Genomic DNA, 20,350 nt, shown 5'->3' with positions numbered 1-20,350 from the left:
TCGCCGCCGACTCGGCCCACGGTCGTCCTGGTGGTCTTCACGAGGCTCGGGAGCGGAGCCCGCGTGGCGGTCGACGACGCGCCCGCAGCTCGCGGGCTCGGGTCGGTCGCCGCCGCGGATTTCTGTGAGGTCGGCTGGAGGGTCGTGGCGGTGCTCGTCCCGGCGCTGGGTGCCGGGGTTCCGATGGCCTTCCCGGTCGTCTCGACGGTCTTCCCGGCGATCCGGCCGACGGTCTCGGAGACGTCGTGCGTCGGGGCCTTCGCCGCGGTCGCCGCGACCGAGGACGTGGGGCTGGCGGTCGTCTCGGTGGCGGTCCCGCTCGTGGTGCCGGCCTTGCTCGTCGGGGCCGAGTCAGCGCGGGGGACGACCTTCGACGTGTCGTCCACCCCGGCGGCGTTCGTCGCCGTGCGGACCGTCCGGGTGACCGTCCGGGTGACCGTCCGGGCGACGGGCGTGGTGACGGTGGCGACCGGGTCCGCCGTCGTCTTCCTGACCGACGCCTGAGCGGTGCCCGCCGCAGCCGGCGCGGTGCTCTCCGGGCGCGCGGTCGTCGACGAGGTGCTGCGTGCGCTCGTTGAGGCGTCGGGCCGGGAGGTCGGGGCGGGTGCGGTGCTCGCGGTCCCGGTGGCCTGTTGCACACCGTCGGTGACCGAGGACACCGTGCCCGAGACGGCCTGGTCGACGCCCTCGAGCAGACCGGATCCGGGGTCGGCGTGCGCGGTTCCGGTCGAGCCGAGGACGGCGATCGCGGAGCCCCCGGCGACGGCCAGGGCGAGGGGGAGCAGGCGCGACGGCACCGACGTCCGGCGAGCGCCGTCTGTGGCGGCCCCGGAACGGTTCAGCCGTCTGAACCTCCAGCCCACGCCGTCAGTCAAGCGCGCTTTTCCACCGCTGGCAACCGTCGACGCGTCAGAAAGCACCACGCTCAGCCGGCCGGCCCGCGCGCCCGCGGTGGACACGTTTGGAGTCGGCCGACGAGCGGGGGACAATGAGTCTGACGAGTCAACGAACTCGCGCGTGTTCCGGGGTCGGTGCAATTCCGAACCGGCGGTGACAGTCCGCGACCCGGCTCCTGATCGGCTCCGCTCCGGCGGCGGCGGTCGGGAACGGTTGACGTGGTGGAATTCCACGACCGACGGTGAAAGTCCGGATGGGAGGTTCACGCGGTGGACGCTCGCGCGCGCTCTGGTCCGGCCTGCCGGGGAGCGCGCGTCGGACGTCCCCTCACCCCGGTATCCGTGCGATCGGACAGAGAGTGGGTGAGGGGATGACCATCTCCGAGCTGCTGGTGCGGTTGCTGAATGCCAAGATCGACATCGGACCCGGCCTGTACTGGCGCGAGATCGTCGGCAACGCATTCGGACTGGCCAGCGCCTTGCTGGGCATGCGACGACGGGTCGCGGCCTGGCCGATCGGCATCATCGGCAACGTCGTGCTGTTCACGGTGTTCCTCGGGTCCACCCTGGGTGGCGCCTTCGAGGAGGCCGAACGGCTGAGCCTGTGGGGTCAGGCCGGCCGGCAGGTGTTCTTCGCGATCGTGAGCGTCTACGGCTGGGTCCGCTGGTACCAGTTCCGTCGCTCCGGCGTGGCCGGCAGCGCCGGCGTGATCCCGCGCTGGGCCGGGCTCAAGGGCCGGCTCCAGCTGCTGGTCGCCGCCGTCGTGCTCTGGGTCGCGTTCTACTTCGCGCTCCAGTACCTGGGTTCGTACGGGCCCGCCTCGGACGCCTGGATCCTGACCGGCTCGGTGCTCGCCACCTACGCGATGGCGCGCGGCTGGGTCGAGTTCTGGCTGATCTGGATCGCCGTCGACGCCGTCGGCGTCCCGCTGCTCTTCGTCGCCGGCTACTACCCGTCCGCGGTGATGTACGTCGTCTACGGCGCGTTCTGCGTGGTCGGTCTGGTCTCCTGGTGGCGGCTCGAGCGACGCGGCCGGACGCCGGACCGAATCGGGGTCGACGAACCGGTGATCGAGACCGTCGGCTGAGCGCCGTCCGGGCCGCGGCCGGCGCGCCTCTAGGCTCTCGGCGTGACCGCCAAGACCTTCGACGCGTTGTTCGCCGAGCTGCTCGAGAAGAAGCAGACCCGGCCCGACGGTTCGCGGACGGTCGCCGAGCTCGACGCCGGCGTCCACGCCATCGGCAAGAAGATCGTCGAGGAGGCCGCCGAGGTCTGGATGGCCGCCGAGCACGAGTCCGGCGACCGCGCGGCCGAGGAGATCAGCCAGCTGCTCTACCACCTGCAGGTGCTGCTGCTCGCCCTCGACCTCGACCTCGACGCGGTCTACACCCACCTCTGAGCGCGACCCGGCTCGGGCCCGGCGCTGAGAAGCCCGGGGCCCGCGCCGCGACGCTGGGTAGATTGAGCGGCGTGAAGGCCGACCGTCCCGTGCTCCGGATCGCCGTCCCCAACAAGGGCGCGCTGTCCGAGCCCGCCGCCGCGATGCTCCGCGAGGCCGGCTACGCCCAGCGCACCGACAGCAAGGAGCTGGTCCGGCTCGACGAGGCCAACGGGGTCGAGTTTTTCTATCTCCGGCCGCGCGACATCGCCGTCTACGTCGGCGAGGGCACCCTCGACGTCGGGATCACCGGGCGCGACCTGCTGCTCGACAGCGGCGCCGCTGCCACCGAGCAGCTCTCGCTGGGCTTCGGGGCCAGCCGGTTCCGGTTCGCGGCCCCGGTCGGCTCGGCGCTGACCGAGCAGAAGCTTGACGGCCTCCGGGTCGCCACCTCCTTCCCCGGACTGGTGCAGAAGCACCTGGCCGACCGCGGGATCCAGGCCCGGCTGATCAAGCTCGACGGGGCGGTGGAGAGCGCGATCCGGCTGGGCGTGGCCGACGCGATCGCCGACGTCGTCGAGACCGGGACCACGCTGCGGCAGGCCGGGCTCGAGCTCTTCGGCGACCCGATCATGACCTCGGAGGCGGTGCTGATCCGTCGCGAGGGGAGCGAGGAACCGGCCGGGCTCGAGCAGCTGCTCCGCCGGCTCAGCGGCGTCCTGGTCGCCCGCGACTACGTGATGATGGACTACGACGTGCACGCCGACGCGCTCGACGCGGCCTGCGCGATCACGCCCGGGTACGAGGCGCCCACGGTCTCCGCGCTGGCCCAGCCCGGCTGGCACGCCGTCCGGGCGATGGTCCGCCGGCGCGAGGCGCAGCAGCTGATGGACGACCTCTGGGAGGTCGGCGCCCGCGCCATCCTGGTCACCGACATCGCCGCCTGCCGGCTCTGACCGGCGGCATGCCCGACGCGGACAGGCCCGACAACCGACCCGACCCGGACCGACCCAACGAGCCCCGACCCGACCGGGTGCGGAGCTTCCCCCGGGCGGTCGCCACCATCTCGACGCTCGTGGTGCTCGGGCTGATCGGGTTCAGCCTGGTGATGTGGTTCGCGCTGCCGCTCAGCCTGCGCGAGACCTTCACCCTGTTCCAGCGGCTCACGCTGATCGCGGTGCTGGTAGCGATCGCCGTCCTGCTCGGCGCGACCTCGGCGAGCTACGTGGTCGCAGACGCCGACGGGGTGCGGCTGCGCAACGGGCTGCACACCCACGTCTACCGCTGGGAGGACGTCAGACGGGTCGACTTCGAGCCGGGGGACGCCTGGGTGCACCTCTGGATCCGGCCCGACGACCAGTACCCCGAGGGGGTCCGGCGCTACGTCCTCGGGATCATGCGGGTCGACGGCGAGCGGGCCGAGCAGGCGGTCGACGGCCTCCGGGCCCTGCACCGGGCCGCGCGCCCGACCGAGCGCTGAGGCTGCGACGACGTCCGTCCCCGAGGCCGGGGCGGTCCGCTCGGCTCACTCGATCCCGCGGGACTTGAGCAGCGCCTCGATCTCGGCCATCTCCGGATCGACGTCCGCGGCCTGCTGCTTGCCCTTCGCGGCCTGACGACCTGCCTGACGACCCGCCGGCCCACCGGCGGGTGCGGCCGTCCGCCCGGTGGCCGCCCCCGCCCCGACCTGCTTCGGGGCGCCGCCCTCGGCGGCCGCCGCCTTGCGGGCCCGGAGCTCCTTGGCCGACGGCGACCGCCGGGCCACGAAGCCGCCGACCACGAACAGCACCACACAGACCGCGAGCAGGCTCAGCCCGGCCCACACGGTGGGGGAGAAGACGATCCGGGTGGCCCAGCGGACCACCCCGAGCACGAAGTCGAACACCACCTGGAGCAGCCCGGTCAGGTAGAGCGCGACCGGGGCGAGCGTCAGGGCCAGCCCCTGGACCACCCGGCCGCGACGTCCCCGCCGCCAGGCGACCGCGGTCCCGATCAGACCGACCACGGTCAGCGCGACGCAGAGGATGAGCAGGGTCTGATCCGCAGGCATACCTCCAGCCTCCCACCGCAGTCCGCCGCGCAGATCGGGGAACGCCCCCACCGGCCCCGCAGCCCGAGGCGGGTACCCGGCGCGAGTCGCCTAGGTTGGGGGCGATGACCGAGACGCCGCACGAGCTCCCCGAGCACCTCCGCACGCTGGCCCCGAGCCCGTTCCCCGGTGACGACGGCGCCGCCGACCCGGCGGTCCGGTCCGCGCTGGCCCTCGGGGCCGCCGACGGTGCGGCCACCACCGCCGGCGATCCGTCGGCCTATCTGCGGGCCGTCGCCGCCCTCTGCACGGCCCGGCTGCTGGTGCCGGTGGTGGCCACCCGGATCGGCGAGGCGACGGTGGCCGCCCAGGACGGGCTGGTCAGCGACAAGGAGGCCGAGATGGCGGTCGTCCTGCTCGAGAACGCCGACGGCCAGCGCGCGATGCTCGCCTTCACCGGCACGGACGCGCTCACCGCCTGGGACCCGAGCGGACGTCCGGTGCCCGTCACCCTCGACCTGGCCGCCCGCTCCGCGCTCTCCGACGGGGCGGTCGCCCTGGTGGTCGACATCGCCGGCCCGCACCCGCTGGCCCTGGAGACCGCGCTGCTCGAGCAGCTCGCCGCGGGCCACCGGCTGGTCGAGCTCGACGACGGCGGCTTCGGCTGGGCGGTCCCGGCCGACCCGGCGAGCGGGACCGACGCCCGCCGGACGGAATAGCCCCGCCGTTCGGGGACGTTCTCTTCTGAGCGCTCCCTGGCGATGTGCCGGGAGCCGTCTCACCTGTTAAACTCTCTCCCGATCGATCCGGCTCAGCCGGATCTGCGAAGTGGAGACCCGATCTCCCACCCGTCGACCACTGTCCGCGCGAGCGGCGACCGTCACCGGGTCGGTACCGGAAGCCCGGCTGCACACCCGTCGGGCTCGTTCGGTGTTGTGAGGGTCTCCGCGTCCGCGGGGGCCCTTTTCGCGTTCCGGGCCGCCGCACCGCAGCTCCGACGGATCCGGGTCGCTCGGGACCAGTACCGATCTTTGGAGGACGTATCAGCACCGAACCGCGGATCAACGACCGCATTCGCATCCCGGAGGTCCGGCTCGTCGGACCGGCCGGGGAACAGGTCGGCATCGTGCGCATCGAGGACGCCCTGCGTCTGGCGCGGGAGGCCGAGCTGGACCTCGTGGAGGTCGCCCCGATGGCGCGACCGCCCGTGGCCAAGCTGATGGACTACGGCAAGTTCAAGTACGAGAACGCCCAGAAGGCTCGGGAGAGCCGTCGGAACCAGACGAACACCATCATCAAGGAGATGAAGCTTCGTCCGAAGATCGACGCTCACGACTACGAGACCAAGAAGGGCCACGTCGTCCGCTTCCTCAAGGAGGGCGACAAGGTCAAGATCACGATCATGTTCCGCGGTCGTGAGCAGTCCCGGCCGGAGCTCGGTTACAACCTGCTCAAGCGGCTGGCGACCGACGTCGAGGAGTTCGGCTTCGTCGAGAGCTCGCCGAAGCAGGACGGCCGGAACATGCTGATGGTGCTCGGTCCGCACAAGAAGAAGACCGAGGCGCGGGCCGAGGCCCGGGCTCGCAAGACCGCGAACCCGGACGGCACCGTGACCGAGGTGGTCGACGACGACCGGCTGAAGCCGGAGCAGCGCGACGTCCGCGACACGATGGCCGGGTTCGACCCGAACCAGATCTGAGCGGTCCCCGCGACCGTTCGCCAGACCTGGCTGCACCGCGCCCCGGTGCGGCCGACGACGAGTGAGACAAGGAGCATCGACGCGATGCCGAAGATGAAGACGCACTCCGGTGCCAAGAAGCGGTTCAAGGTCACCGGCTCGGGCAAGATCATGGCCCGCCAGGGTGGCAAGGCGCACCTGAACGAGCACAAGCCGTCGACCCAGACCCGGCGTCTGTCGGGCAACAAGGTGCTCGGCGGCACCGAGGCCGCCCGCGCCAAGAAGCTGCTCGGCCGCTGAGCCGCCGCCCGGTCCCGCTGCAGCCAGGACCAGCGACCGGGCCCGCCGCCGCCCGGCGGCCACCGCACATCCCGCACACCCGGCGCCCGACGGCGCCCTGACCGGCGACAGGTCGTCCGGTCGATCGGAGAAGGAGCACGACCATGGCACGCGTCAAGCGTTCGGTGAACGCCCACAAGAAGCGCCGCGAGGTACTCGAGCAGGCGTCCGGCTACCGGGGGCAGCGCTCGCGGCTGTACCGCAAGGCCAAGGAGCAGGTCACCCACTCGCTCGTCTACGCCTACCGCGACCGCCGCGCCCGCAAGGGTGACTTCCGCAAGCTCTGGATCCAGCGGATCAACGCCGCGGCCCGCGCCGAGGGGATCACCTACAACCGGTTCATCTCCGGTCTGCACACCGCCGGCGTCGAGGTCGACCGCAAGATCCTCGCCGAGCTGGCCGTCAGCGACCCCACCGCGTTCGCCGCGCTGGCCCAGGTCGCCAAGGACAACCAGCCCGCCAAGGCCGACGCCGCCGCCTGAGCAGCACCCACGGTCCCTGAGCCCCGTCGAGGCCTGAGCACCACCCACGGTGCCCTGAGCCTGTCGCAGGGCGAGGAGCCCCATCACGATGACCGAGCCGACCGGAACCCGTCCTGCCTCGCAGAACGCGCTCCGGTCGGCTCGTCGTCTGCTCCAGGCCAAGTGCCGTCGCGAGACCGGACGGTTCCTCGCCGAGGGACCGCAGGCCGTCCGCGAGGCGCTGGCCGCCGACCGGGTGGTCGAGGTCTTCGCCACCGACCGGGCTCTCGCCCGGTATCCCGCGCTGACCGCCGGCGCGGCCCGGGTCGACGAGGCCCAGCTCGCCCAGCTGACCGACGCGGTGACCCCGCAGGGACTGGTCGCGGTCTGCACCGCGGTCGACGTCCCGCTCGGGACGGCGCTGGCCGGCCGGCCGTCGCTGGTCGTGGTCTGCGCCGACGTCCGTGACCCGGGCAACGCCGGCACGGTGATCCGGTGCGCCGACGCCGCCGGGGCCGACGCGGTCGTCCTCACCGCCGGGTCGGTCGACCTGCACAACCCGAAGACCGTCCGGGCCAGCGTCGGCAGCCTGTTCCACCTGCCGATCGCGGTCGGCGCCGACCTCGCCGACGTCCTCGACCGCTGCCGGGCCGCCGGTCTGGTCGTCCGGGCCGCCGCCGGGGACGGGGCCGACGACCTGACCGCGCTCGACCGCAGCGGGGCGCTGGCCCGACCGACCTGCTGGGTGTTCGGCAACGAGGCCCACGGGCTGTCGGCCGAGCAGCAGGCGCTGGCCGACCAGCGGGTGGCGGTGCCGATCTACGGCCGCGCCGAGAGCCTCAACCTCGCGACCGCGGCCGCCGTCTGCCTCTACGCCAGCGCGTTCGCCCGGCGCCGGGCCGACGACCGGGGCTGAAACCGGTTCGGCAGCCGGGTCGCCGCTTCCTAGACTGACCGGCGGCCGACGTCCCGCTGCGGGCGTCCCGTCCGATCCACCCCAGTCCGATCCACCCCAGTCCGTTCCCAGCCCAGAGGGGGAGCCCCATGTCCGGGCCCAACACGAGCTACGACCCCGTGCAGGTCACGCCGCTCGACGCCGACCACGTCGAGGCGATGGTCGCCGAGGCGCTCGAGGCGTTCGCGGCCGCCGGCACCGTGGCCGAGCTCAAGCAGGCCCGGATCGCCCACACCGGCGAACGCTCCCCGCTGGCCCTGGCCAACCGGGAGATCGGCGCCCTGCCGCCGCAGGCGCGCAAGGACGCCGGGATGCGGATCGGCCAGGCCCGGGGCCGGGTCAACCAGGCGCTCGCCGCCCGGGACGCCGAGATCTCGGCCGCCGAGCTCGCCCAGCGGCTCCGCGACGAGCGGGTCGACGTCACCCTGCCCACCGAGCTCGCGCCCGTCGGTGCCCCGCACCCGGTGACCGCGCTGATGGACCAAATGAGCGACGTGTTCGTGGCCATGGGCTGGGAGGTCGCCGAGGGCCCCGAGCTCGAGGCCGAGTGGCTCAACTTCGACGCGCTCAACCTGCCGCCGGACCACCCGGCCCGCAGCATGCAGGACACCGTCTTCGTCGACCCGCCCGAGCGGAACCTGGTGCTGCGCACCCACACCTCGCCGGTGCAGGTGCGCTCGCTGCTCGACCGGCCGCTGCCCGTCTACGTGGTCTGCCCCGGCCGGGTCGCCCGCGCCGACGAGTACGACGCCACCCACCTCCCGGTCTTCCACCAGATCGAGGGCCTCGCCGTCGACGAGGGGCTCACCTTCGGTCACCTCCGCGGCACCCTCGAACACTTCGCCCGGCGGATGTTCGGCGACGAGACGGTGATCCGCTGGCGGCCGTCGTACTTCCCGTTCACCGAGCCGTCGGCCGAGGTCGACCTGCAGTGCTTCGTCTGCCGGGGAACCTCGGTCGGCGACCCCGAGCACCCGTGCCGCACCTGCCGGTCCGAGGGCTGGATCGAGTGGGGCGGCTGCGGCGTGGTCAACCCGCGCGTGCTCGAGGCGGCCGGGGTCGACTCCAGCCGCTACTCCGGCTTCGCCTTCGGCATGGGCGTCGACCGGACCCTGATGTTCCGCAACAACGCCGAGGACATGCGCGACATGATCCAGGGCGACGTCCGGTTCAGCCGGTCGCTCGTGGGAGGAGCCCGATGAGAGTCCCGCTGTCCTGGCTGCGCGAGTACGCCGCCGTCCCCGAGCAGACCAGCGCCGAGCAGCTGGCCGCCGACCTGGTCCGGGTCGGCCTCGAGGTCGAGGCCGTCGAGCACGCCGGCGCCGACGTGACCGGTCCGGTGGTGGTCGGCCGGGTGCTCGAGTTCGTCCCCGAGCCGCAGAAGAACGGCAAGACGATCAACTGGTGCCGGGTCGACGTCGGCACGCACAACGACGCCGACTTCTCCGACCCGGCGTTCACCGACGGCGACGGGCAGCCGGTGGTCGGCGGGGCGCGCGGGATCGTCTGCGGCGCGCACAACTTCCGCGCCGGCGACCTGGTGGTCGTCGCGCTGCCCGGCTCGGTACTGCCCGGCGACTTCGCCATCGCCGCGCGCAAGACCTACGGCCACGTCTCGGACGGGATGATCTGCTCGGCCGCCGAGCTCGGTCTCGGCGACGACCACGCGGGCATCATCGTGCTGCCCGAACCGGCCGGGGCGGACCTCGGTCAGGACGCCGCGCCGGTGCTGCACCTGCGCGAGGACGTCCTCGACATCGCGGTGACCCCGGACCGCGGCTACTGCTGGTCGGTCCGCGGGATCGCCCGCGAGGCGTCGGTGGCCACCGGGGCCGGCTGGACCGACCCGGTGGCGCGCGACGTCCCGGCCGCCGTCGACGGCGGCTACCCGGTGCGGCTGGAGTCGGCGGCCTGCCCACTGTTCGTGGCGCTCAGCGTCGACGGCCTCGACCCGTCCGCGCCGAGCCCGCGCTGGCTCACCCGGCGGCTGCAGCTGGCCGGCATGCGGCCGATCTCGCTGGCCGTCGACGTCACCAACTACGTCATGCTCGAGACCGGGCAGCCGCTGCACGCCTACGACGCGGACCTGCTCGGCGGGCCGATCGTGGTCCGTCAGGCCGAGCCGGGGGAGAAGCTCACCACCCTCGACGACGTCGCCCGCGTGCTCGACCCGGCCGATCTGGTGATCGCCGACGACTCCGGCCCGATCGGGCTGGCCGGCGTGATGGGCGGCCAGACCACGGAGCTGCGGGACACCACGACCGCGGTGGTGATCGAGGCCGCGCACTTCGACGCGATGAGCATCGCCCGGACCTCGCGCCGGCACCGGCTCGGCTCGGAGGCCTCACGGCGGTTCGAGCGCGGCGTCGACCCGAGGGCCACCTACGCGGCGGCGCACCGCGCGGCAGCGCTGCTCGTCGAGCTCGGCGGCGGGAGGCTGCGGGCCGGCGAGACGATCGCCGGCGCGGTCCCCGGCGTCCCCACCCAGCGGATCGACGTCGGTCTCCCGGGCCGGGTGATGGGGGCACCGATCGACCGCGACACCGTGCTCGCGCACCTGGGTGCCGTCGGCGTCGGGGTCGAGGAGGACGGCGACACCCTCCGGCTCACCCCGCCGAGCTGGCGGCCCGACCTGCGCGACCCCTACGACTACGTCGAGGAGGTCGGGCGGCTCTACGGGTACGAGCGGGTGCAGCCGGTGGTCCCGGCCGCTCCGGTCGGCCGCGGGCTCAGCCCGAGCCAGCGCGGCCGTCGGCTGGTCAACGCCGCGCTGACCGAGGCCGGCTTCGTCGAGGTGGTCTCGTTCCCGTTCAGTTCCGAGCAGGACCTGGACCGGCTCGGGGTGCCCGCGGGTGACCCGCGCCGCGACCTGCAACGGCTGGCCAACCCGCTCTCGGAGACCCAGCCGGCGATGCGGACCACGCTGCTGCCCGGGCTGTTCGCCGCGGTCGCCCTCAACCGTTCGCGGAGCAACGACGACCTCGCGCTGTTCGAGACCGGCTCGGTCTACTTCCCCGACCCCGAGCGCCGGGTCGCCCCGCGCCCGGCGGTGACCGGACGCCCGACCGACGACGAGCTGGCCGCGATGGACGCCGCGATCGGTCGGCAGCCCCGGCACCTCGGCGCGGTGCTGACCGGTGACTGGCGTCCGGCCGGCTGGACCGGCCCGGCCGAGCCGGCGGGCTGGCGGCACGCCCTCGCGTTCGCCCGCACCGCGGCCCGCGCGCTCGGCGCCGAGCTGGAGGTCGAGGCGGCCGAGCAGGCGCCGTGGCACCCCGGCCGGTGTGCCGCGCTCTCGGTCGGCGGGAGCCTGCTCGGTCACGCCGGCGAGCTGCACCCCGCGGTGGTCGCCGCGTACGGACTGCCGGCCCGGACGGCGGCGGTCGAGCTCGACCTGACCGCGCTGCTCGCCGCCGCGCCCGGCCGGGGTGAGGTCGTCCCGGTCTCGCCCTTCCCGGTGGTCAAGGAGGACGTGGCCCTGGTGGTCGACGAGTCCGTCCCCGCGGCGGCGGTCGGGGCCGCGCTCCGCGCCGGGGCGGGGGAGCTGCTCGAGTCGCTCCGGCTGTTCGACGTGTTCACCGGCCCGCAGATCGGCGAGGGCCGGAAGTCGCTGGCCTACGCCCTGCGGTTCCGCGCCGCCGACCGGACGCTGACCGACACCGAGACCGCCGCGGCCCGCGAGGCCGCGGTGGCCCGGGCCGCCGCCGACGTCGGTGCCGTTCAGCGCAGCTGACCCCGCCTGGGCGGGGGCAGCGGTCAGGCGGTGAGTGTCGCGCCGCCGAGGTCGACCTGGCCGCGCTCGGCGAGCGAGGCGACGGCCTGCCGGGCCGCGTCGAGCGAGGAGTACGCCGGCCGATAGCCGAGCTGCTGCTTCGGCTTCTCGATGCTGCCGACCTGGCTCCGGTGCAGGTGCTGCCAGCTGGCGTCGGCGTGGCCCTCGTCGGTGCCGGCGCGGAACGCCTCCCAGCTGACCGGCTCCAGGTCGGCCTCGCGACCGAACCAGGCCGCGGCGCCCTCGGCGAAGCCGCGGACGGTCAGTGCCTGCTCGCTGAGGGCGTGGAACGACTCCCCGGCGGCGACCTCCGGCTTGGCCACCGCCAGCTCGAACAGCTGGGCGACGTCGTCGGCGTGGACATGGTGCATGGTCTCCGAGCCCGAGCCGGGGATCCGCAGCCGGCCGCCGGTGGCCAGCGTCGTCCAGACCGTCGGGTCGAGGTTGCCGACCGGGTTGATCACCGGCCAGCCCGGCCCGCTGATGTGCCCGGGGTGGATCACGGTCGAGGCGAGCCCGCCCGACCGCGACTCGGCCAGCAGCAGGTCCTCGATCTCCTTCTTCTGCACCCCGTAGTCCCCGAACGGGTGCTTCGGGTCGTCCTCGCGCATCGGCAGCGTGGTGCTCAGCCCGTGGGTCCAGATCGTCCCGCAGTGGGCGTGCAGCCCGGTCGAGCCCCGCAGCGCCTTGACCAGCTGGGTCGCCGAGTCGGCGGTGAAACAGATCATGTCGATCACCGCGTCGCCCCGCAGCCCGGCGATCTCCGCCCCGAACCGGCCCTCGGCCTCGAGCGCGTCGCGGTCGAGCACCACCCGTTCCACCTCGTCCCAGGCCGGGTCGTCGTGGTACGGCGTCGCCCGGCCGCGGCTCACCGCCACCACCTCGTGACCGGCCCGCACCAGCCGCGGGACCAGATAGCTGCCGACGTGCCCGGTCGAACCGATCACCACCACGCGCATGCCGCGAAACTAGCCTGAGAGCCGGAGGTCCCGGCCACCGCCCCGATGTGCATAGTCATTCCGGCTATGACATAGTTATGGCATGGCAACGGGGGCGATCAGGGTGGCGGTGGCCGGTGCGACCGGTTACGCGGGCGGCGAGCTGCTCCGCCTGCTGCTCGGGCACCCCGACGTCGAGATCGGCGCCGTCACCGCGGCCAGCAGCGCCGGCAGTCGGCTCGGCGACCACCACCCGCACCTCGTCCCGTTGGCCGACCGCACCGTCGGGGCGACCGACGCCGCGACGCTGGCCGGGCATGACGCCGTCTTCCTCGCGCTCCCGCACGGCACCTCCGCCGAGATCGCCGCCCAGCTCGGCGAGGAGACGCTGGTGATCGACTGCGGGGCCGACCACCGGCTCGAGGACCCGCAGGCCTGGGCCGACTTCTACGGCAGCGGCTGGGCCGGGTGCTGGCCGTACGGGCTCCCGGAGCTGCCCGACCAGCGCGCGGTGCTGGCCGGGACCCGCCGGGTGGCGGTCCCCGGCTGCTACCCGACCACCGGGACGCTGGCGCTGCTGCCTGCGCTGACCGCCGGGCTGATCGACGGTCACGACGTGGTCGTCGTCGCGGCCAGCGGTCCGTCCGGAGCGGGCAAGAGCCTCAAGCCGCACCTGCTCGGCGCCGAGCTGATGAACTCGGCCAGCGCGTACGGGGTCGGCGGCGGCCACCGGCACGTCCCCGAGCTGCTGCAGAACTTCCGCCGGCTGGCCGCCGAGCCGTCGGCCTCGACCTCGGTCTCCTTCACCCCGGTGCTGGTCCCGATGCCCCGCGGCATCCTGGCCACCTGCACCGCCCCGCTCGACCCGGCGGTGACCGCCGACGAGGTGCGGGTCGCCTACGAGAAGGCCTACGCCGACGAGCCGTTCGTCCACCTGCTGCCGCCGGGCCAGTGGCCGCAGACCCAGTCCGTGCTCGGGTCGAACGCCGTCCACGTCCAGGTCACCGTCGACGCGGCCGCCGGCCGGCTGGTCGCGGTCGCCGCGCTCGACAACCTCACCAAGGGCACCGCCGGCGGCGCGATCCAGTGCCTCAACCTGGCCCTCGGACTCCCCGAGACCACCGGGCTGAGCGCCGTCGGGGTCGCGCCGTGACCGCCGTCCGCGCGCCCCGGTGGGAGCTCACCCGGCACGCGTCCGAGCTCGGGATGGCCCAGCTCGGACCCGGGGCCGAGGTGCCCGGCTGGGCGCTGGCCGGGCAGCCCGCGGCGTTCCGCAGCGCCCAGCGCACCGACGACGAGCTGACCGTGATCTGCGCCTGGGCCGACATCCCGGCCGGGGTGACCGCCGTCGGGCCGTTCCACGCGTTCAGCATCGACGGCCCGCTCGACCACTCGCTGATCGGCGTCCTCGCCGGTCTGCTCACCCCGCTGGCCGGCGCCGAGGTGTCGGTGCTGGCGCAGTCGACCTACAACACCGACTGGATCCTCGTCCCGACCGACCAGACCGCCGAGACCGTCCGGGTCTGGACGTCGGCCGGTCACACCGTCAGGGAGGGCGCCGCATGAGCGTCACCGCCGCGGCCGGCTTCAGCGCGGGCGGCACCACCGCCGGGCTCAAGCCGTCCGGGAAGCCCGACCTCGCACTGGTCCGCAACCACGGGCCGCGCTTCGACGCGGCCGGCGTCTTCACCTCCAACCGGGTGCAGGCCGCCCCGGTGCAGTGGAGCCGCCAGGTGCTGACCGACGGCCGGCTCCGGGCGGTGGTGCTCAACTCGGGTGGCGCGAACGCCTGCACCGGCCCGGACGGGTTCGCCGTCACCCACCGGACCGCCGAGGCGGTCGCCGAGGCGCTCGGCATCGGGGCGATCGACGTCGCCGTCTGCTCGACCGGGCTGATCGGCGTCCCGCTGCCGGTGGACAAGATCACCGACGCGCTGCCCGCGCTGGTCGCGGGCGCCGGAGCCGACGGCGGTGCCGCCGCGGCCGAGGCGATCATGACCACCGACACCGTGTCGAAGCAGGCGGTCCGGCACGGCGACGGCTGGACGGTCGGCGGCATGGCCAAGGGCGCGGCCATGCTCGCGCCCGGGCTGGCCACCATGCTGGTGGTGATCACCACCGACGCGGTGCTCGACGCCCCGGCCCTCCATGATCACCTCGCGGCGGCCTGCGCGACCACCTTCGAGCGGGTGGACTCCGACGGGTGCATGTCGACCAATGACACGGTCCTGCTGCTCAGCAGCGGGGCCAGCGGCACCGCGCCCGAGCCGGCCGGCTTCCGGGCCGCGCTGACCGCGGTGTGCGCCGACCTGGCCGGCCAGCTGCTCGCCGACGCCGAGGGTGCCGCGCACCAGATCGAGATCGTGGTGGCCGGGGCGGCCAGCGAGCAGGACGCGGTCACCGTCGGTCGCAGCATCGCCCGCAACAACCTGTTCAAGTGCGCCGTGTTCGGCCGTGATCCCAACTGGGGCAGGGTCCTGGCCGCGATCGGCACCACCGACGCGGTCTTCGAAGCCGACCAGCTGGACGTCGCCTTCAACGGCGTGCAGCTGTGCCGGGCCGGCAGCATCGGCGAGTCCCGCGACCTGGTCGACCTCACCCCCGCGCACGTCCGGGTCGACGTCGACCTGCACGCCGGCGGGGCGAGCGCCACCGTCTGGACCACCGACCTGACCTACGACTACGTCCGGGAGAACGCGGAGTACTCGACGTGATCATCAGACCCAAGGAGGGCAGCTCGACCAGCCGGCTGTCGCTGGTCGAGAAGGCCTCGATCCTGACCGAGGCGCTGCCCTGGCTGGAGACGTACGCCGACAAGACCGTCGTGATCAAGTACGGCGGCAACGCGATGGTCGACGACCAGCTCAAGCGCGCGTTCGCCCAGGACATCGTGTTCATGAAGCGCTGCGGGCTGCACCCGGTGGTCGTCCACGGTGGGGGCCCGCAGATCTCCACCATGCTGAAGCGGCTGGACATCCCCTCGGAGTTCCGGGGCGGGCTGCGGGTGACCACCCCCGAGGCCATGGACGTGGTCCGGATGGTGCTGGTCGGTCAGGTCGGCCGCGAGCTGGTCAACCTGATCAACGCCCACAGCACGCTCGCCGTCGGTCTTTCCGGCGAGGACGGCGGGCTCTTCACCGCCGAGCGCCGGACCGCGTTGGTCGACGGCGAGCCGGTCGACCTCGGTCTGGTCGGTGACGTCACCCACGTCCGCACCGAGGCCATCGAGGGTCTGATCAACGCCGGGCGGGTGCCGGTGGTCGCCGGGATCGCCCCCGATGTCAACGGCGTGGTCCACAACGTCAACGCCGACAGCGCGGCCGCCGCGCTGGCCGTCGCGCTGAAGGCCGAGCGGCTGGTGGTGCTGACCGACGTCGAGGGGCTCTACGCCGACTGGCCGCACAGCGAGGACGTGATCAAGGAGCTGTCGGCCAGCCAGCTGCGGGAGCTGATGCCGACCCTCTCGTCGGGGATGGCCCCCAAGATGGAGGCCTGTCTGCGCGCGGTCGAGGGCGGGCTGACCCGGGCCACCGTCACGGACGGCCGGGTCCCGCACGCGCTGCTGCTGGAGATCTTCACCAACGCCGGGCTCGGCACCATGGTCACCCAGGATGGCCTGATCCGTCTGGGCAGCCGGGTGTTCCGCGCCGACGAGGGCATCCCGCCGCACGAGTACGCCAACGGCGCCTTCGACCTCGAGGAGGATGAGTCCCCGTCATGACCAGCACCGACCACGCCCCGCTCGACACCGGTCTCGTCCAGCAGACCGCCGCCCAGGGGTCGGCGGCCACGCTGGCCGGCTACGACCGGGTGATGATGCGCACCTTCGGCGCTCCCAAGCGGGTGTTCGTCCGCGGTGAGGGCGCCACCGTCTGGGACGCCGACGGACGCCGCTACACCGATCTGCTCGCCGGGCTGGCGGTGAACGCGCTGGGGCACGCCCACCCGGCCGTGCTGGCCGCGATCACCGGGCAGATCTCCACCCTCGGCCACGTCTCGAACTTCTTCGCCACCCCGGCCCAGGTGGCGCTGGCCGAGCGGCTGACCGGCCTGCTCCACCACGGTCCGGACGGCACGCCCGAGGCCCGGGTCTTCTTCACCAACTCGGGCACCGAGGCCAACGAAGCGGCGTTCAAGATCACCCGGCGGACCGGCCGGACGAAGATCGTCAGCACCGAGGGCGCCTTCCACGGCCGCAGCCTCGGCGCGTTGGCGATCACCCACAACCCCGGCTACCGGGCGCCGTTCGAGCCGCTGCCCGGTGACGTCGTGTTCGTGCCCTACGGCGATGCCGACGCCCTGGCCGCCGCGGTCGACGAGACCGTCGCCGCGGTGGTGCTCGAGCCGATCCAGGGCGAGAACGGGATCGTGGTGCCGCCACCGGACTACCTGGTCCGCGCCCGCGAGATCACCCGGCGCGCCGGCGCCCTGCTCTGGGTCGACGAGGTGCAGACCGGCATCGGCCGGTGCGGCGAGTGGCTCGCCCACCTGCCCACCGGCATCACCCCCGACGTGGTCACGGTGGCCAAGGGACTCGGCAACGGGTTCCCGATCGGCGCCTGTCTGGCCATGGGACCGGCGGCCGACCTGCTCGGCCCCGGCGCGCACGGCTCGACCTTCGGCGGCAACCCGGTCGCGGCCATCGCCGGTCTCGCCGTGCTCGGGGTGATCGAGCGCGACGGGCTGCTCGACCACGCCACCGCGATGGGCGAGCGACTGGTCGCCGGCGTCGAGGCGATCGGTCACCCGCTGGTCGCCGGAGTGCGCGGCATGGGCCTGCTGCGCGGCATCGTGCTCACCGAGGCGGTCGCCCCGGCGGTGGCCGACCTCGCCCTCGACCACGGCTTCATCATCAACGCCCCGCGTCCGTCGGTGCTCCGGCTGGCTCCGCCGTTGATCATCGGGCCCGAGCAGCTCGACGCGTTCGTCGCCGTCCTGCCCGGTCTGCTCGACCGCGTCGCCGGAGGTGCCGGATGACGCTGCGCCACTTCCTCGCCGACGACGACCTCAGCCCCACCGACCAGGCCGAGGTGCTCGCCCTGGCCGCCGAGCTCAAGGCCGCGCCGTTCTCCCGGCGGCCGCTGGACGGTCCGCACAGCGCGGCGCTGATCTTCGACAAGCCGACGCTGCGCAGCCAGTCGTCCTTCGCCGCCGGGATCGCCGAGCTCGGTGGTCACCCGATGCTGGTGGACGGGCGGCTGGCCGGGATCGGCGTCCGGGAGAGCGTGGCCGACGTGGCCCGGATCCTCGGGCGGCAGGCCGCGGTGATCATCTGGCGCACCTTCGCCCAGGCCGACCTGGTGGCGATGGCCGAGCACGCCGGGGTCCCGGTGGTGAACGCGCTCACCGACGACTACCACCCCTGCCAGATCCTGGCTGACCTGCAGACCGTCGCCGAGCACCGCGGGGCGCTGGCCGGGCAGGTCTTCACCTACCTGGGCGACGGCGCGAACAACATGGCGCAGTCCTACCTGCTGGGCGGTGCCACCGCCGGTCTGCACGTCCGGATCGCCGCGCCGCCGGGTTTCCACCCCGATCCGGCGGTGGTCGAACGGGCCGCGGCGATCGCGGCGGGCACCGGCGGCTCGGTCACCGTGGCCGACGACCTCGGGCTCGCCGAGGGTGCCGACGTGCTGGCCACCGACACCTGGGTGTCGATGGGGCAGGAGAACGACGGTCTCGACCGCGAGGCCCCGTTCAGGCCCTACCAGGTGGACGAGGCGCTGCTCGGCCGCGCGGCGGCCGACGCGATCGTCCTGCACTGCCTGCCGGCCTACCGCGGCAAGGAGATCACCGCCGAGGTGCTCGACGGCCCGCGGGCCGTGGTCTGGGACGAGGCCGAGAACCGCCGGCACGCGCAGAAGGCCGTCATCGCCTGGCTGCTCGAACGCTCCCGGGACGGCGCGTGAGCACCCACGCCCCGCTGACCAAGCGGGCCCGGCACGCGCAGATCACCGCGCTGCTGCAACGGCAGGCGGTGCGCTCGCAGACCGAGCTCGCCGAGCTGCTGGCCGCCGACGGCGTCGCCGTCACCCAGGGCACGCTCTCGCGCGACTTGGTCGAGATCGGCGCGCTGCGCGTCCGCGGCGCCGACGGGCACCTGGTCTACGCCGTTCCCGGCGAGGGCGGTGACCGGCGGCCGGTGGTGGGGGAGTCGGCGGCGTTCGAGGCCCGACTCGCCCGGCTCTGCGCCGAGGTGCTGGTCTCGGCCGAGTCGTCGGCCAACCTGGTGGTGCTGCGCACGCCGCCCGGCGCAGCGCAGTACTTCGCCTCGGCGATCGACCGGGTGGGCTGGAGCTCGATCCTCGGCACCATCGCCGGCGACGACACCATCCTGCTGATCACCCGCGACCCTGCCGGTGGCGCCCGGATCGCCGCCGACTTCCTGGCCCTCGGCGAGGGTGGGGCGGCGGCGCGCGAGACCGACCCGCTGGCCGACGACGAGAGGAGCGAGGGATGACCGCGGCACCCGGGCCGACCCCGAGCGGCCAGTTGTGGGGGGGCCGGTTCGCCGGCTCGGCGGCCGAGGCGATGTTCGCGCTGAGCGTCTCCACGCACGTCGACTGGCGGCTGGCCCGCTACGACCTGGCCGGTTCCCGCGCCCACGCGGGAGCCCTGCTCCGGGCCGGGCTGCTCACCGAGGATGAGCACGCGGCGATGCTCACCGGTCTCGACGAGCTCGAGCGCCGGGTGGTCGACGGCGGTTTCGCTCCCGCTCCGACCGACGAGGACGTCCACGGCGCGCTCGAGCGCGGGCTCACCGAGATCGTCGGTCGAGAGCTCGGGGGGCGGCTGCGGGCAGGCCGGTCCCGCAACGACCAGATCGCCACCCTGATCCGGCTCTGGCTCCGGGACGCGACCGCGGCGGTCTCCGACGCGGTGCTCGACCTGCTCGACGCGCTCGCCGGGCAGGCCGAACGCCACCTCGGGGTGCCGATGCCGGGCCGGACCCACCTCCAGCACGCGCAGCCGATCCTGCTCTCCCACCACCTGCTCGCCCACGCCTGGCCGCTGGTGCGGGACCTCGAGCGGATCGACGGGCTGCGCACGCGGCTGTCGGTCAGCCCGTACGGGTCGGCGGCGCTGGCCGGCACGTCGCTCGGGCTGGACCCGGTGGCGGTCGCGGCCGACCTCGGGTTCGCCGGCAGCGTGCCCAACTCGATCGACGGCACGGCGGCGCGCGACCTGGTCGCCGAGGCCTGTTTCGTGCTCGCCCAGATCGCGGTCGACCTGTCGCGGCTGAGCGAGGACGTCATCCTCTGGTGCACCCACGAGTTCGGCTACGCGGTGCTCGACGACGCCTGGTCGACCGGGTCGTCGATCATGCCGCAGAAGAAGAACCCCGACGTCGCCGAGCTCACCCGCGGCAAGGCCGGCCGGCTGATCGGCAACCTGGCCGGGCTGCTCGGCACGCTCAAGGGCCTCCCGCTGGCCTACAACCGCGACCTGCAGGAGGACAAGGAGCCGGTCTTCGACTCGGTCGACCAGCTCCTCCTGCTGCTGCCGGCGGTGACCGGGATGGTGGCCACGCTGACCTTCCGCACCGAGCGGACCGCCGCGCTGGCCGGCGGCGGCTTCGCGCTGGCCACCGACCTGGCCGACTGGCTGGTGCGCCGGCGGGTCCCGTTCGCCGAGGCGCACGAGATCTCCGGCGCCTGCGTCCGCTGGTGCGAGCAGCGGGGGATCGACCTGCCCGACCTCGGGCCCGACGACCTCGCGGCCATCGACCCGAGGCTCAGCCCCGAGGTGCTCGAGGTGCTCACCGTCGAGGGCTCCATCGGCTCCCGCGACGGCCGCGGCGGGACGGCTCCGGAGCGGGTCCGCGAGCAGCTCGAGGAGCTGCGGGCGGCGTGCGCCGGACGGCGGCGGAATTCTCCCGGGAGCGGCGAGCCCAGCCCGTAGG

At 73.8% G+C, this 20,350-nt stretch carries 22 protein-coding genes and 1 riboswitch; of the genes, 20 read left to right on the top strand and 2 right to left on the bottom strand.

Going from position 1 to position 20,350, the window contains the following annotated elements; translation table 11 throughout:
• Nucleotides 1-63: 63 nt before the first annotated feature.
• The 5 genes from FHX74_RS14580 (at nucleotide 64) to FHX74_RS14560 (ending at nucleotide 3,755) form a co-directional block, all read left to right on the top strand.
• Entirely contained in the window at nucleotides 64-504 is a 441-nt protein-coding gene (locus tag FHX74_RS14580; RefSeq protein WP_182560873.1) for a hypothetical protein, read from the top strand.
• Between the two features lie 510 nt (nucleotides 505-1,014).
• A riboswitch (FMN riboswitch) is annotated at nucleotides 1,015-1,166 on the top strand.
• Between the two features lie 107 nt (nucleotides 1,167-1,273).
• Complete coding sequence (gene pnuC, locus FHX74_RS14575; protein ID WP_182560966.1) at nucleotides 1,274-1,984, top strand: nicotinamide riboside transporter PnuC; 711 nt, start codon at nucleotides 1,274-1,276, stop codon at nucleotides 1,982-1,984.
• A gap of 42 nt (nucleotides 1,985-2,026) precedes the next feature.
• Nucleotides 2,027-2,296, top strand: coding sequence for a phosphoribosyl-ATP diphosphatase (locus FHX74_RS14570; protein ID WP_182560872.1), 270 nt, complete (start codon nucleotides 2,027-2,029; stop codon nucleotides 2,294-2,296).
• Between the two features lie 89 nt (nucleotides 2,297-2,385).
• On the top strand, nucleotides 2,386-3,231 hold the full coding sequence (gene hisG, locus FHX74_RS14565; RefSeq protein ID WP_182560965.1) for an ATP phosphoribosyltransferase: 846 nt from the start codon (nucleotides 2,386-2,388) through the stop codon (nucleotides 3,229-3,231).
• A gap of 8 nt (nucleotides 3,232-3,239) precedes the next feature.
• Nucleotides 3,240-3,755 (top strand): PH domain-containing protein, encoded by a 516-nt coding sequence (locus tag FHX74_RS14560; RefSeq protein WP_182560871.1) that lies wholly within the window; start codon nucleotides 3,240-3,242, stop codon nucleotides 3,753-3,755.
• A 45-nt stretch (nucleotides 3,756-3,800) separates the two neighbouring features.
• Here FHX74_RS14560 and FHX74_RS14555 read toward each other — a convergent pair whose 3' ends face one another.
• Entirely contained in the window at nucleotides 3,801-4,325 is a 525-nt protein-coding gene (locus FHX74_RS14555; protein ID WP_182560870.1) for a hypothetical protein, read from the bottom strand.
• Between the two features lie 104 nt (nucleotides 4,326-4,429).
• On the opposite strand from FHX74_RS14555, the gene FHX74_RS14550 reads away from it, so the two are divergent.
• The 7 genes from FHX74_RS14550 (at nucleotide 4,430) to pheT (ending at nucleotide 11,470) form a co-directional block, all read left to right on the top strand.
• Nucleotides 4,430-5,023 (top strand): SseB family protein, encoded by a 594-nt coding sequence (locus FHX74_RS14550; RefSeq protein WP_182560869.1) that lies wholly within the window; start codon nucleotides 4,430-4,432, stop codon nucleotides 5,021-5,023.
• Between the two features lie 308 nt (nucleotides 5,024-5,331).
• Entirely contained in the window at nucleotides 5,332-6,003 is a 672-nt protein-coding gene (gene infC / locus FHX74_RS14545; protein ID WP_328823841.1) for a translation initiation factor IF-3, read from the top strand.
• Between the two features lie 84 nt (nucleotides 6,004-6,087).
• Entirely contained in the window at nucleotides 6,088-6,282 is a 195-nt protein-coding gene (rpmI, locus tag FHX74_RS14540) for a 50S ribosomal protein L35 (RefSeq protein WP_182560868.1), read from the top strand.
• A 143-nt stretch (nucleotides 6,283-6,425) separates the two neighbouring features.
• Nucleotides 6,426-6,803 carry a 50S ribosomal protein L20 gene (gene rplT, locus FHX74_RS14535; RefSeq protein ID WP_182560867.1) on the top strand — a complete coding sequence of 126 codons (378 nt, stop codon included), beginning with the start codon at nucleotides 6,426-6,428 and terminating at the stop codon, nucleotides 6,801-6,803.
• An 88-nt stretch (nucleotides 6,804-6,891) separates the two neighbouring features.
• Nucleotides 6,892-7,698 (top strand): TrmH family RNA methyltransferase, encoded by an 807-nt coding sequence (locus tag FHX74_RS14530; protein WP_182560866.1) that lies wholly within the window; start codon nucleotides 6,892-6,894, stop codon nucleotides 7,696-7,698.
• Between the two features lie 128 nt (nucleotides 7,699-7,826).
• Entirely contained in the window at nucleotides 7,827-8,939 is a 1,113-nt protein-coding gene (pheS, locus tag FHX74_RS14525; protein WP_182560865.1) for a phenylalanine--tRNA ligase subunit alpha, read from the top strand.
• Nucleotides 8,936-11,470, top strand: coding sequence for a phenylalanine--tRNA ligase subunit beta (pheT, locus tag FHX74_RS14520; RefSeq protein ID WP_182560864.1), 2,535 nt, complete (start codon nucleotides 8,936-8,938; stop codon nucleotides 11,468-11,470). The genes pheS and pheT overlap by 4 nt, the downstream gene beginning before the upstream one ends.
• Nucleotides 11,471-11,493: 23 nt before the next feature.
• Here the strand turns inward: pheT and FHX74_RS14515 are convergent, their stop codons facing one another.
• A complete protein-coding gene (locus FHX74_RS14515) occupies nucleotides 11,494-12,468 on the bottom strand; it encodes an NAD-dependent epimerase/dehydratase family protein (RefSeq protein WP_182560863.1) in 975 nt (324 codons plus the stop codon).
• Between the two features lie 82 nt (nucleotides 12,469-12,550).
• On the opposite strand from FHX74_RS14515, the gene argC reads away from it, so the two are divergent.
• The 8 genes from argC to argH are packed head-to-tail and all read left to right on the top strand — an operon-like array spanning nucleotide 12,551 to nucleotide 20,349.
• On the top strand, nucleotides 12,551-13,600 hold the full coding sequence (gene argC, locus FHX74_RS14510; protein ID WP_182560862.1) for an N-acetyl-gamma-glutamyl-phosphate reductase: 1,050 nt from the start codon (nucleotides 12,551-12,553) through the stop codon (nucleotides 13,598-13,600).
• Nucleotides 13,597-14,013: an ACT domain-containing protein gene (locus tag FHX74_RS14505; protein WP_182560861.1), complete on the top strand. Its 417-nt coding sequence runs from the start codon at nucleotides 13,597-13,599 to the stop codon at nucleotides 14,011-14,013. The genes argC and FHX74_RS14505 overlap by 4 nt, the downstream gene beginning before the upstream one ends.
• Nucleotides 14,010-15,161, top strand: coding sequence for a bifunctional glutamate N-acetyltransferase/amino-acid acetyltransferase ArgJ (gene argJ / locus FHX74_RS14500; RefSeq protein WP_182560860.1), 1,152 nt, complete (start codon nucleotides 14,010-14,012; stop codon nucleotides 15,159-15,161). The genes FHX74_RS14505 and argJ overlap by 4 nt, the downstream gene beginning before the upstream one ends.
• On the top strand, nucleotides 15,158-16,168 hold the full coding sequence (gene argB / locus FHX74_RS14495) for an acetylglutamate kinase (protein WP_182560859.1): 1,011 nt from the start codon (nucleotides 15,158-15,160) through the stop codon (nucleotides 16,166-16,168). Before argJ ends, argB begins: the two co-directional genes overlap by 4 nt.
• Nucleotides 16,165-17,424 carry an acetylornithine transaminase gene (locus FHX74_RS14490; RefSeq protein WP_182560858.1) on the top strand — a complete coding sequence of 420 codons (1,260 nt, stop codon included), beginning with the start codon at nucleotides 16,165-16,167 and terminating at the stop codon, nucleotides 17,422-17,424. Before argB ends, FHX74_RS14490 begins: the two co-directional genes overlap by 4 nt.
• Nucleotides 17,421-18,356, top strand: coding sequence for an ornithine carbamoyltransferase (argF, locus tag FHX74_RS14485; RefSeq protein WP_182560857.1), 936 nt, complete (start codon nucleotides 17,421-17,423; stop codon nucleotides 18,354-18,356). The genes FHX74_RS14490 and argF overlap by 4 nt, the downstream gene beginning before the upstream one ends.
• Nucleotides 18,353-18,907, top strand: coding sequence for an arginine repressor (locus FHX74_RS14480; RefSeq protein ID WP_182560856.1), 555 nt, complete (start codon nucleotides 18,353-18,355; stop codon nucleotides 18,905-18,907). Before argF ends, FHX74_RS14480 begins: the two co-directional genes overlap by 4 nt.
• Nucleotides 18,904-20,349 (top strand): argininosuccinate lyase, encoded by a 1,446-nt coding sequence (gene argH / locus FHX74_RS14475; RefSeq protein ID WP_182560855.1) that lies wholly within the window; start codon nucleotides 18,904-18,906, stop codon nucleotides 20,347-20,349. The genes FHX74_RS14480 and argH overlap by 4 nt, the downstream gene beginning before the upstream one ends.
• The last annotated feature ends 1 nt before the right edge of the window (nucleotide 20,350 follow it).

The sequence above is a fragment of the Microlunatus kandeliicorticis genome (genome assembly GCF_014137855.1).
Lineage (GTDB): Bacteria > Actinomycetota > Actinomycetes > Propionibacteriales > Propionibacteriaceae > Microlunatus > Microlunatus kandeliicorticis.
The sequence above is the reverse complement of the archived record's forward strand: the minus strand, read 5'-3'. Positions and strand labels throughout refer to the sequence as shown.